The sequence below is a fragment of the Erwinia sp. AnSW2-5 genome (genome assembly GCF_045107195.1).
Taxonomy (GTDB): domain Bacteria; phylum Pseudomonadota; class Gammaproteobacteria; order Enterobacterales; family Enterobacteriaceae; genus Erwinia.
Window position 1 is genome coordinate 68,810 of the sequence record NZ_JBJGXA010000027.1, and the last position, 12,861, is coordinate 81,670.

General features: G+C 57.0%; 6 protein-coding genes. 5 read left to right on the forward strand and 1 reads right to left on the reverse strand.

Annotated elements, in window-relative coordinates; genetic code table 11:
- Positions 1-68 precede the first annotated feature (68 nt).
- Genes ptrA through recD form a run of 3 tightly spaced genes read left to right on the forward strand, consistent with a single transcriptional unit; the run spans position 69 to position 8,322 of the window.
- Positions 69-2,954 (forward strand): pitrilysin, encoded by a 2,886-nt coding sequence (gene ptrA, locus ACFL9S_RS17280; RefSeq protein WP_405263096.1) that lies wholly within the window; start codon positions 69-71, stop codon positions 2,952-2,954.
- On the forward strand, positions 2,951-6,487 hold the full coding sequence (recB, locus tag ACFL9S_RS17285) for an exodeoxyribonuclease V subunit beta (RefSeq protein WP_405263097.1): 3,537 nt from the start codon (positions 2,951-2,953) through the stop codon (positions 6,485-6,487). The genes ptrA and recB overlap by 4 nt, the downstream gene beginning before the upstream one ends.
- Positions 6,484-8,322, forward strand: a complete 1,839-nt coding sequence (recD, locus tag ACFL9S_RS17290; RefSeq protein WP_405263098.1) for an exodeoxyribonuclease V subunit alpha — start codon at positions 6,484-6,486, stop codon at positions 8,320-8,322. Before recB ends, recD begins: the two co-directional genes overlap by 4 nt.
- Before the next feature lie 199 nt (positions 8,323-8,521).
- Here recD and argA read toward each other — a convergent pair whose 3' ends face one another.
- The gene (gene argA, locus ACFL9S_RS17295) at positions 8,522-9,877 is read right to left on the reverse strand and encodes an amino-acid N-acetyltransferase (RefSeq protein ID WP_405263099.1); all 1,356 of its coding nucleotides are present in this window, start codon (positions 9,875-9,877) and stop codon (positions 8,522-8,524) included.
- A 231-nt stretch (positions 9,878-10,108) separates the two neighbouring features.
- Here argA and amiC point away from each other — a divergent pair, with 231 nt between their 5' ends.
- Positions 10,109-11,356: an N-acetylmuramoyl-L-alanine amidase AmiC gene (gene amiC, locus ACFL9S_RS17300; protein ID WP_405263100.1), complete on the forward strand. Its 1,248-nt coding sequence runs from the start codon at positions 10,109-10,111 to the stop codon at positions 11,354-11,356.
- A 329-nt stretch (positions 11,357-11,685) separates the two neighbouring features.
- A complete protein-coding gene (gene mltA, locus ACFL9S_RS17305; RefSeq protein WP_405263101.1) occupies positions 11,686-12,834 on the forward strand; it encodes a murein transglycosylase A in 1,149 nt (382 codons plus the stop codon).
- The last annotated feature ends 27 nt before the right edge of the window (positions 12,835-12,861 follow it).

Genomic DNA, 12,861 nt, shown 5'->3' on the forward strand with positions numbered 1-12,861 from the left:
GCTGAAATTTGTAAGCCGATGTTCATCCGGCAGGAAGCCGGATAACACCAGCCCGTTGAGGAGTTTGAATGCGTCGTTATGTAGTCTGGTTAGCTTGTTTTGTTTCCGTCACGATGTTCAGCCCACTGACACTTGCTCAGCAAGGCTGGCAGCCCCTCACTGAAACCATCCGTAAAAGTGAGAAGGACCCGCGCCAGTATCAGGCCATTAAGCTCGATAATGGCATGACCGTTCTGCTGGTGTCCGACGCGCAGGCCACGAAATCGCTGGCAGCGCTGACGTTGCCAGTCGGGTCGCTGGAAAACCCAACCGATCAGCTTGGCCTGGCGCACTACCTCGAACATATGGTGCTGATGGGCTCAAAGCGCTATCCGCAGCCGGATAACCTCGCGGAATTCCTAAAAAAACACGGTGGCAGCCATAACGCCAGCACCGCCTCTTATCGCACCGCGTTCTACCTGGAAGTGGAAAACGATGCGCTGCAACCGGCCGTCGATCGTATGGCCGATGCTATCGCTGAACCGCTGCTCGACCCGGTAAATGCTGACCGTGAGCGCCACGCAGTGAATGCCGAGCTGACGATGGCCCGTTCGCGTGACGGTCTGCGCATGGCGCAGGTCGGGGCTGAAACCCTCAACCCACAGCACCCCAGCTCACGCTTTTCTGGCGGGAATCTGGAAACCCTGCGTGATAAACCGGGCAGCAAACTGCACGATGCGCTGAAGGCCTTCTACCATCGCTACTACTCTGCCAACTTAATGAAAGCGGTGATCTACGGTAATCAGCCACTGCCGGAGCTGGAAAAAATTGCCGCTGCGACCTTCGGGCGCGTGGAGAACCGCAATGCCACGGTGCCGGATATTACCGTTCCGGTGGTCACCGACCAGCAAAAAGGTGTGATTATTCACTACGTGCCGGCCCAGCCGCGTAAGCAGTTGAAAATCGAATTCCGCATCGATAACAACAGCGATAAATTCCGCAGCAAAACGGACACGCTGATCGGATATCTGATTGGTAACCGCAGCAAAAATACGCTCTCAGACTGGCTGCAAAATCAGGGGCTGGCGGACTCCATCAGTGCAGGTGCCGATCCGATGATCGACCGCAACGGTGGCGTATTCTCCATCGCCATCTCCCTGACCGATAAAGGCCAGGCTAACCGGGATGAAGTGATTGCCGCCGTATTCAGCTACCTGAAAACGCTGCGCACTCAGGGTATTGATAAACGCTACTTTGATGAAGTGTCCCACGTGCTGGATCTCGACTTCCGTTACCCGTCGATTACCCGCGATATGGACTACATCGAATGGCTGGTGGATACCATGCTGCGCGTTCCGGTCGCGGATACGCTGGTCGCCCCGTATATTGCCGATCAGTTTGATCCGCAGGCGGTGAATGCCCGTCTGGAGGGGATGACGCCGCAAAATGCGCGCATCTGGTTTATCAGCCCGAAAGAGCCACACAATAAAACGGCCTACTTTGTCGATGCGCCTTATCAGGTCGATCGTATTCCTGCGCAGCGTTTTACTGAGTGGCAGGCGGCAGGCGATAAAATCACCCTGTCGTTACCGGTTCTGAACCCGTACATCCCGGATGATTTCAGCCTGATCAAGGCCGACAAAAAGTATCAGCGTCCGGAAGAGTTAATGAATCAGAAAGGGTTGCGCGTGTTTTACATGCCAAGCCAGTATTACGCTGATGAACCTAAGGCCAATATCACTCTGGCGCTGCGCAACAAGGCATCAATGAGCACCGCGCAAAATCAGGTGCTGTTTGCGCTGAATGACTATCTGGCGGGCGTTGCGCTGGATGAACTGAGTTCCCAGGCTTCCGTCGGCGGCATCAGTTTCTCCACCAGTGAAGATGACGGTGTCTCCTTCAGTGCCAGCGGGTTCACGCAGCGTTTGCCGAAGCTGATGGGGCAGCTGCTGGAGGGTTACGCCAGCTTTACCCCAACGCAACAACAGCTGGATCAGGCGAAGTCCTGGTATCTGGAACGTCTGGACTCGGCCGAAAAAGGTAAAGCGTTTGAGATGGCGATCCAGCCTGCGCAACTGCTGTCACAGCTGCCTTACACTCAGCGTAGCGAACGCCGTAAACGGGTCCCTGCCATCACGCTGCAACAGTTACTCGACTACCGTAAAATGCTGCTGGAACAATCCACACCGGAGCTGATGGTGGTGGGGAATATGACGCCGGATGCCGTGCGTAAGCTGGCTACTGACGTGAAGAATCAGCTTAACTGCGAAGGCAGCGAATGGTGGCACAGCCAGCACGTGACGGTGGACAAAAAAGTCCTGGCTAACCTGCAACAGCCGGGCAGCAGCACAGACTCTGCGCTGGCCGCCGTGTATGTTCCGCTGGGCTTCCCCGAGTATCAGAGCATGGCCAGCAGTGCGATGCTGAGCCAGATTATTCAGCCGTGGTTCTACAACCAGCTGCGCACGGAAGAGCAACTCGGCTATGCGGTCTTCTCCTTCCAGATGCCGGTTGGCCGCCAGTGGGGCATTGGTTTCCTGCTGCAAAGTAACGTCAAGCAGCCCGCTTATCTACTGAGCCGCTTTGAGGCGTTTTATCCTACGGCGGAGAAGCGCCTGAGAGAGCTGAGCAAGGAAGACTTTGCTCAGTATCAGGCTGCGATGATCAACGAACTGAAGCAGCGCCCGCAAACGCTGGATGAGGAAGCCGGTCGCTTTAGCAAAGATTTCGACCGCGAGAACTACCATTTCGATACCCGCGAGAAGGTGATAGCGCAGATCCAGACGTTAACGCCGCAAGGGCTGGCTGACTTCTTCCACCAGGCGGTGATTGCACCGAGCGGGCTGGCGCTGCTGTCCCAGGTGTCCGGCAGCCACCACGGCAAGGCTGACTATGCCGCGCCATCGGGCTGGACGACCTGGAAAGATCTCTCTACCTTGCAGCAATCATTGCCGGTGAGCCAGGATCAGCCATGAACCAACGGGTGCCTGAAAGGCTTGAGCCGTTAACTCTGCCGTTGCACGGCGAACGGCTGATTGAGGCGTCCGCCGGAACCGGGAAAACCTTCACCATCGGGCTGCTCTATCTGCGCTTGCTGCTGGGGCTGGGCGGTGAAGCGGCATTCAGTCGCCCGTTATCCGTGGAAGAGATTCTGGTTGTGACCTTTACCGAGGCGGCAACGGCAGAATTGCGCGGGCGTATCCGTGCCAATATCCACGAGCTGCGCATTGCCTGCGTTCGCGGTGAAAGCCATAACGCTATGTTTAAAGAGCTTATGGCTGAAATCACCGATCAGGGCTGGGCTGCATCGAGATTGCTGGCCGCCGAACGGCAGATGGATGAGGCGGGTATTTTTACTATTCACGGTTTCTGCCAGCGTATGCTGAATCTCAACGCCTTTGAGTCAGGCATGCTGTTTGAACAGGAACTGATTGAGGACGAAACCCCCTTACGTCGTCGTGCAACGGCTGATTTCTGGCGTCGTCACTGCTATCCGCTGCCGTTGCCAGTGGCGCGCGTGGTGCGTCAGCTGTGGGAAGGGCCGGATCAACTGCTGAAAACGCTTTCGCCGTGGTTGGGGGGGGAAGCGCCAGCGCTCAAATCTGCCCCGGACCGCGATGAAACGCTGGAGCAGCGCCATGAGAAAATCATTGCCCGCATTGATCAACTGAAACAGGCGTGGCTGGCGGCAGGAGATTTGCAGTCGCTGGTTGAGTCCTCCGGTGTGGACAAGCGCAGTTACAGTAGTAAGCACTTACCTAACTGGCTGGAAAAAATCACCCAGTGGGTGCAGGTAGAAACGGAAGACTATGAGATCGCGAAAGACCTTGAGCGTTTTGGCCAGCGTGTACTGTCTGATAAAACCAAAAAGGGTGAGCCGCCACGCCATCCGTTATTTGACCAGATTGATGCATTCCTCGCCGAGCCTCTGTCGCTGCGCGATCTGGTGATTGCCCGTGCGCTGCATGAGGTGCGTTTTGTTACCCAGCAGGAGAAACGCCTGCATGCTCAGATGGGCTTTGATGACCTGCTGGGGCGCTTTGATGCGGCATTGCAGCAGCCCGGCGGGGCTGCGCTGGCCGCAGCTATCCGTCAGCGTTATCCGGTTGCCCTGATCGATGAATTCCAGGACACCGACCCCCAGCAATACCGCATCTTCCATACGCTGTATGCGCGCCAGCCAGACAGTGCGCTGCTGTTGATCGGCGACCCGAAGCAGGCTATTTACGCTTTCCGTGGTGCGGATATCTTCACCTATATGAAAGCGCGTGCTGAAGTTAGTGCTCACTATACGCTTGAGACTAACTGGCGCTCATCACCGGCAATGGTTGATGGTGTTAATCAGCTGTTTTTGCATCAGCAAAACCCGTTTTTATTTAGCGATATTCCGTTTATTACCGTCAGCCCGGCAGAGCCGAACGTCACTCTGAGTTTTAGCCTGGAGGGGGAAGCACAGCCGGCCTTGCAGTTCTGGTTGCAGCCTGGCGATGGCATCGGGGTGAGTGACTACCAACAGTTTATGGCGCGTCAGTGTGCAGCGGAGATCCGCCGCTGGCTGAGTGCCGGACAGCAGGGCACCGCGCTGATTGGCAAGGCAGGTAAACAGCAGCCGGTTCGTGCCTCGGATATCACCATTCTGGTGCGCAGCCGCAGTGAAGCCTCGGTGATGCGTGAGGCGTTAAACGGTCTGGCGATCCCGTCGGTGTATCTCTCTAACCGCGACAGTGTATTTACCACCCCGGAAGCCCGCGAAATGCTGTGGCTGTTGCAGGCAGTGCTGGCCCCGGAGCAGGAGCGCGTTCTGCGTAGCGCACTGGCCAGCAGCCTGCTGGGCCTTGATGCCCGGGCGCTGGATGCGCTGAATCAGGACGAACGAGCCTGGGATGCCCTGGTGGATGAATTTGCCGATTACCGTCAGCGCTGGTTAAAGCGCGGCGTGCTGCCGATGCTGCGGGAGCTGATGGTGAAGCGCCATATTGCGGAAAATCTGCTGGCGTCCGATAGCGGCGAACGCCGTCTGACCGACCTGCTGCATCTGGGGGAACTGTTGCAGGAAGCCGCTGCCACGCTCGACAGTGAACATGCGCTGGTGCGCTGGCTGGCTCAGCAGGTGGAACAGCCCGACGGGCAGGTCGCCAATCAGCAGCTGCGCCTGGAGAGCGATCGTAACCTGGTGCAGATTGTCACCATCCATAAATCTAAAGGCTTACAGTATCCGCTGGTGTGGTTGCCGTTTGTTGCCAACTTCCGCGAGGCGGAAAACGGTGTCTATCACGATCGTCAGACCTTCGAAGCGTTGCTCGACTTACAGCAGGGGGAAGAGAGCGTGGCGCTGGCCGAGCAGGAGAGGCTGGCAGAAGATCTGCGCCTTCTCTATGTAGCGCTGACGCGTTCGGTCTATCACTGTAGCGTCGGTATCGCGCCTTTGATTAAAGGCACGCGTAAAAAAGAGGGCGACAGCGACCTGCACCGCAGCGCGCTGGGTTACCTGATCCAGCAGGGCGAAGCGGCCGATGCCGCCGGGTTGAAGACGGCACTGCTGAGCCTGCAAAGTGACGCGACCGCCGTCATCATCCCTCAGGAACCGGACGATACGCCGTGGCAGCCGCAGAAGGAAGATTCACAGACACTGAGCAGCCAGCAGTTACAGCGCACCCTGCGCGATGACTGGCGAGTGACCAGTTATTCCGGCCTGCAACAGCACGGGCATGCGCCCGCACTGGATCTGCTGCCCCGGCTGGATGTTGATGCGGTGGGGGAAGCCAGTGACGATCTGTTACCGCAGCTTACGCCGCACAGTTTCCCGCGCGGTGCTGCACCGGGCACTTTCCTGCATGGATTGTTCGAGACCCTCGAATTTACCGCGCCGCTGGAGGACGAGTGGCTCGCGCGGCAACTCAGCAGCCAGGGGCTGGATGAGGCCTGGCATCCGGTGATGCACGACTGGCTCGGGCGTATTCTGCATACGCCGCTCAATGACAGTGGCGTGAGCCTGGACCAGCTGGCACCTGAAGCCCGGCGGGTTGAGCTGCAATTTTATCTGCCGATTTCACGTCTTCTGACGGCCGCTGCGCTGGATCAGGTGGTGCGTCAGGACCCGCTTTCGGCTGACTGCCCGCCGCTCGATTTTTATCAGGTGCAGGGCATGCTGAAAGGCTTTATCGATCTGGTCTTTTGCTGGCAGGGAAAATACTACCTGCTGGATTACAAATCGAACTGGCTGGGTGAGGACAGTAGCGCTTACACCCGTCAAGCCATGGCGCAGGCGATGCAGTTGCATCGCTACGACCTGCAATACCAGCTTTATACGCTGGCGCTGCACCGCTATCTGCGGCACCGCCTGCCTGACTATGACTACGAGCGCCATTTCGGTGGCGTGATTTATCTGTTCCTGCGTGGCCTTGACGGCACGGAGGGCAGCAATGGCATTTACAGCACGCGGCCACAGGCAGGCTTTGTCACTGCGCTTGATCGGCTGTTTGCTAATGACGTGGAGCAGGGCGCATGACGCTGACAGAAGGATTACAGCAGGCTCAGCGGCTGCGGTTGTTGCGCCCCCTCGACGTGCAGTTTGCACAAATGGTGGCGAGCGCAGAGCAACCGGCGCTGATGCTGGCGGCCGCACTGGTCAGCCGTGATGCGGGTGAAGGGCACGTCTGTTTACCGCTGGACCAGCTGCATCCTGAAGCCTTTTTTGCTGGCCGCCATCCTGAGTTGGCGCAGGCGTTGTGGCAGGCTGCCGGCGCACCGCAGGACTGGGCTGATATGTTGCTGGCACAAACTGCCGTTAGTAACGGAGAGTCAGCCACGCCGCTGGTGTTGCATCAGCAGCGGCTGTACCTGCACCGCATGTGGCAGAGCGAAGGGGAAGTGGCGCAGTTTGTGCAGCGCCAGCAGCATGTGGTGGTGCTGGACGAGGCGCAGGTGCGCCAGACGCTGGACCGCTATTTCGGCCAGCAGCCGGACGACTGGCAGAAAATTGCCGCTGCCGTGGCGCTTACCCGTCATGTTGCGGTGATTTCAGGCGGGCCGGGCACCGGAAAAACGACGACGGTGGCGAAATTGCTCGCCAGCCTGATTGAGCTATCGGCAACGGCACCACGTATTGAACTGGCGGCCCCGACCGGGAAAGCGGCCGCCAGACTGACGGAATCACTGGGGAAAACTCTGCAGGAACTGACCCTGGACGAGGAGGTTCGCAGCCGCTTCCCGACGGAAGCCACTACGTTGCACCGCCTGCTGGGCGCACTGCCAGGCAGCCAGCGCATGCGTTATCACCGGGGTAATCCGTTGCATCTTGATGTGCTGGTGGTGGATGAAGCCTCAATGGTGGATCTGCCGATGCTGGCTAACCTGATCGCGGCGCTGCCTTCACAGGCGCGAGTGATCTTCCTGGGTGACCGCGATCAGCTTGCCTCGGTGGAGGCCGGTGCGGTACTGGGGGATATCTGCCGCTGTGCTGAATTCGGTTACAGTCTGGAGCGTGCCGCTGAGCTGACGCGTCTGACGGGGTGTGACGTTTCCGGGCGTGAGGATGCCAGCGCCTCAGTGGTGCGCGATATGATCTGCCTGCTGCGGAAAAGCTATCGTTTTACCGAGTCATCAGGCATTGGTCAGCTGGCGCTGGCCGTTAACGCCGGAGAGGTGAAGCGGGTTGAGCAGGTCTTCAGCGGTGAGTTTACGGATATTCGTCGTCAGGCACTGAGTAGCAGTGAGGATTATCATCAGCTGTTGAATGACTGTGTATCAGGTTATCGTGGCTATCTGAGATTGCTGGCTGCCGGGGCGCCCCCTGCTGAGGTGCTGGCGGAGTTTGGCCGGTTCCAGCTGCTGTGCGCCCTGCGCGAAGGGCCGTTTGGCGTTGCCGGACTGAATGAACGCATTGAGCAGTCGCTGCGCCAGGCGGGATTGATCCGTCGCGTTGTGGCGGCTAACGGGAAATGGTTTGTCGGGCGGCCTGTGATGATTGCCCGTAATGACCGGGCGCTGGGGCTGTTTAACGGCGATATTGGTATTGCGATGCAGGACGATGAGCAGCAGTTAAAGGTGTTTTTCCCACTGCCTGATGGCAGCATCAAAGCCGTGCAACCGAGCCGCCTGCCGCCGCATGACAGCGCCTGGGCGATGACGGTGCATAAGTCGCAGGGATCTGAATTTGAACATACGCTGATGGTGTTGCCAAATCAGGTGATGCCGGTGCTGACGCGTGAGCTGGTGTATACCGCCATCACGCGTGCTAAACGGCAGTTAACGCTGTATGCGGATAAATCGGTGTTTAACGCTGCAGTGAAGATGCGCACGCAGCGGCGTAGCGGGCTGGTGGATCGGTTAACGCAGGTGTAGGGGCGGAAAGATTATGACGATCTGTCTGGTGTTGTAGGGGCGGATCATGGGTTTCGATCCGCCCGGCGTTAATCGCGCGGTGCGCGACAAGGGTCGATCGGAAAAGATGATCGACCCCTACGGTTAATCGCGCGGTGCGCGGCACGGGTCGATCGGAAAAGATGATCGACCCCTACAGAGTTAATCGCGCGGTGCGCGATTAACTCTGCCGCGTATGTGCGTTGGCTTCCCGCAGGTCAACCATCAGCACTTTAGAACGGCGCTGATAGTTGTACATCTGCTTTTTGCTTTCCGGCAGCAGTTCGATATCCACCGGGACAAAGCCACGTTCCTGGAACCAGTGAATACTGCGGGTGGTCAGCACAAAGAGTTTTTTCAACCCCATCTGGCGCGCCTGTAACGCTACACGCTCCAGCAGTGCCTCGCCGCGTGCCGAACTGCGGTAATCCGGGTGGACGGCCACGCAGGCCATTTCACCGATCTGCTCTTCGGGGAAGGGATAGAGCGCAGCGCAGCCGATGGTCAGGTTATCGCGTTCAACAATCGTAAACTTATCGATCTCCATTTCCAGCTGCTCGCGCGAGCGACGCACCAGAATACCCTGCTGCTCCAGCGGGCGGATCAGTTCCAGGATGCCACCAATATCGTTAATCGTGGCACGGCGGATCTGCTCGGCGCTTTCCATCACGATCTGTGTACCAATACCGTCGCGTGAGAACAGCTCCTGCAACAGGGTGCCATCTTCCTGGTAGCTGATCAGGTGACTGCGGCGTACGCCACTGCGGCAGGCTTTCACTGCGCCACGCAGGAAACGCACGGTGCCGGAGTGATAATCATCGCTGGTTTCCAGCTCTTCAATGCGCTTTTGCGCTTCGTTAGGGAACAGCTCGGAAACAATATTGCCCTCGCTGTTGGTCACGCCCTGTTCGGAGCAAAAGCCAATCATCTTTTCCGCTTTCAGTTTGATCGCCAGCTGCGTGGCAACCTCTTCAGACGTCAGATTGAAGCTCTCTCCGGTGACCGAAACGGCAACCGGTCCCATCAGCACGATGGCGCCGCTGTCCAGCTGGCGATGAATGGCTTCTTCATCGATACGACGAATACGGCCACTGTGGCAGTAATCCACGCCGTCATCCACGCCCAGTGGTTGGGCAATAATAAAGTTACCGCTGACCACATTAATATGCGCGCCCTGTAACGGCGTGTTGTTGAGGCTCATCGACAGGCGTGCGGTGATATCCAGCTGCAAACGGCCGGCTGCCTGTTTGACCAGTTCCAGCGACTGCGCATCCGTCACGCGGGTATGTTTATGGTAGAGCGGTTCGAGATGACGCTCGGCGAGGCTGGCATCAATTTGCGGCCGGGCACCGTACACCACGACCAGGCGAATACCCAGACTGTGCAGCAGGCCGATGTCGTTGACGATGCTTGAGAAGTTCTCATGCTCGATGGCTTCACCACCCAGCATAATGACAAACGTTTTACCACGATGGGCGTTGATATAGGGAACAGTATGGCGAAATCCCTGGACCAGCTCGGTACTACGTTCCTTCACGGCAAACCCTCTTTGAATTATTATTCGATAAAAGTGTATTTTTATTCTTTTATCAGTCCGGGTGCAAGTGACATTTATCCTTACTTATCACCCGTTACCGCATTTCTCAGTGGCTAATGTCCTGCATTTATTCGCTTTTTTGGGGTGACACTGCCGGGCTGATTCGTTAAAGTTTTCGCAATTTTTTTGTTATTGGCTTTTTATTCGCTAAATCACAGCATCAGGAGCGGCATGACCGATTCAACCTCTCTTAACCGGCGGCGGTTATTACAAGGGGCAGGCGCAGCCTGGTTACTCAGCATTAGCCGCGTCGGCATGGCCGCCAGTAGCCATGTAGTCGCGATCCGCCTCTGGCCTTCTTCTACCTATTCGCGTCTGACCATTGAGTCCAATACGCCGCTTAAGTATAAGCAATTTGCGCTCAGCAATCCCGAGCGCATGGTGGTGGATATCGAAAATATCCGGCTGAATTCGGCGCTGAATGGCGTGGGTAACCTGGTACGTCAGGACGATCCCTATATTAAAAATGCGCGTGTCGGCCAATTCGATCAAAACACCGTCCGGCTGGTGCTGGAGCTGAAGCAAAACGTTGCGCCGCGCATCTTTACGCTGGATCCGGTTGCCGGGATCAAAAATCGTCTGGTGCTGGACCTCTATCCGGTGCAAACGCAGCAGCACAATGATGATCCGCTACTGGCATTGCTGGAAGATTACAACAAGGGCGATCTCGAACGCAGCCAGCCTGCGGCCGCGCCGCTTCCGGGTAAGGCTGGTCGGGATCGTCCGATTGTCATCATGATCGATCCCGGTCATGGCGGGGAGGATTCCGGGGCGATCGGTAAGCATAAAACCCGTGAGAAAGATGTGGTGCTGAAGATCGGCCGGCGTTTGAAGACCCTGATCGATAAGCAGCCGAATATGCGTGCCTATATGACGCGCAATGAAGATGTGTTTATTCCCCTGAAAGTGCGCGTGGCGAAAGCGCGTAAGCAGCGTGCCGATCTGTTTATCTCGATTCATGCTGATGCGTTTACCAGCCGGGCGGCTCGGGGTTCATCGGTGTTCGCGCTGTCCACTAAAGGTGCAACCAGCACCGCTGCCCGCTTTCTGGCACAGTCTCAGAATGAATCTGATCTGATTGGTGGCGTTAGCATGAGCGGCGACCGTTACCTCGACCACACCATGTTCGATATGGTGCAGCGCCTGACGATTAACGACAGCCTGAAGTTTGGCAAAGAGGTGTTGGCGCGCATGGGGAAAATTAACCATCTGCATAAACGGACAGTCGATCAGGCAGGCTTTGCGGTACTGAAAGCACCGGATATCCCTTCGATTCTGGTAGAAACAGCATTTATCAGTAACATCGAAGAGGAACGTAAGCTGCGCACCACGCATTTTCAGCATCAGGTGGCGGATTCTATTCTGGCTGGGATTAAAGCGTATTTTGCTAACGGTGCGCCGCTGGCACTGCATAAATAGTCAACGGGCGGAAAGGATTCTGCTTTGATTCAGGAAGGGGGGGGGCAAACAACAGATACAAAAAAACACCCTTAAGGGTGTCTAATTGGTTGCGGGAGCCGGATCAGGCTGCTCCATCCCGCGTCCGTGGTTGCGCACTATACGCCTGATGGGTTTTCTTGCAACCCCTTTTTGCAGATAAGTGGCTAAAATCGTGGTTGTGATGGATTTTTACGCTCAGATGCTGGAATGTTGCACAAATGCATCAGGTCTTTTTCAGAAGGCGCATTTTATTATGGCGGTGCCTTTGCTATCTTCGCGCAGGGTTCCCGTATAAAGGTATAGAAGGCATGAAAGCAGGTTGGGCAAAATATCTGGTGACCGGCACGCTGCTGGCGCTGCTGGCGGGGTGTTCGTCGAAACCCACCGATCGTGGGCAGCAATATAAGGATGGGACACTGGATCAGCCGTTGGCGCTGGTCAATCAGCCCAATGCGAAAGGGCGCCCGGTGAATGGCAAAGACTTTGCCGACCAGGTTTCTCAAATCCGTTTTTCCTCTGCGGGCATGTATTCGCGTCAGTCTGGCACCTACAGCGCGATTGAGAGCTGGCTGATGGCCGGGGGCGATACTCGCCAGCTGCGGCAGTTTGGTCTGGATGCTTATCAGATGGAAGGCACGGACAACTATGGCAACGTGCAGTTTACCGGTTACTACACGCCGGTGATTCAGGCGCGCTACACCCGTCAGGGTGAGTTCCAGTATCCTTTATACCGTATGCCGCCACGCGGTAAGGGCAGGAAGCTGCCAAGCCGTGCGGAAATCTACAGCGGCGCGCTGGATGAACGCTTTATCGCGGGCTACAGCAATTCGCTGATGGATAACTTTATTATGGATGTGCAGGGCAGCGGCTATGTTGACTACGGCGATGGTCGCCCGCTGACGTTCTTTGGTTACGGTGGTAAGAATGGCCATGCTTATCGCAGCATCGGTAAGGTCCTGATCGATCGCGGTGAAGTGAAGCGCGAAGATATGTCGATGCAGGCTATCCGCCAGTGGGGTGAAAAACACAGCCCGGCTGAGGTGCGCGAACTGCTGGAGCAGAATCCTTCCTTCGTCTTCTTTAAACCTGAGAGCTTTGCGCCCGTGCGCGGCGCCAGCGCCGTGCCGCTGGTGGCTAAAGCCTCGGTAGCGTCTGACCGCGCGTTGATCCCACCGGGTACTGCGCTGCTGGCTGAGATCCCGCTGCTGGATAATAACGGTAAATTTACCGGTAAATATGAGATGCGTATGATGGTATCACTGGATGTGGGCGGGGCCATTAAAGGACAGCATTTCGATATATACCAGGGAATTGGCCCGGATGCCGGGCATATGGCGGGCTGGTTTAATCACTATGGCCGCGTCTGGGTGCTGAAAAATGCACCTGGTGCGGGGGCACCGCTCTTCTCTTCTGCACAGAATACCGCTTCTCAGAACGGTTTGCTGGTCAGCCAGTAAACCCGCAGGCGGGCCGTATGATCGGCC

What these genes read in the sequence shown, in the direction of transcription:
- recB (WP_405263097.1), top strand. Translation starts at nt 2,951, where the DNA reads ATGAACCAACGGGTGCCTGAAAGGCTTGAGCCGTTAACTCTGCCGTTG.
- ptrA (WP_405263096.1), top strand. Translation starts at nt 69, where the DNA reads ATGCGTCGTTATGTAGTCTGGTTAGCTTGTTTTGTTTCCGTCACGATG.
- amiC (WP_405263100.1), top strand. Translation starts at nt 10,109, where the DNA reads ATGACCGATTCAACCTCTCTTAACCGGCGGCGGTTATTACAAGGGGCA.
- recD (WP_405263098.1), top strand. Translation starts at nt 6,484, where the DNA reads ATGACGCTGACAGAAGGATTACAGCAGGCTCAGCGGCTGCGGTTGTTG.
- mltA (WP_405263101.1), top strand. Translation starts at nt 11,686, where the DNA reads ATGAAAGCAGGTTGGGCAAAATATCTGGTGACCGGCACGCTGCTGGCG.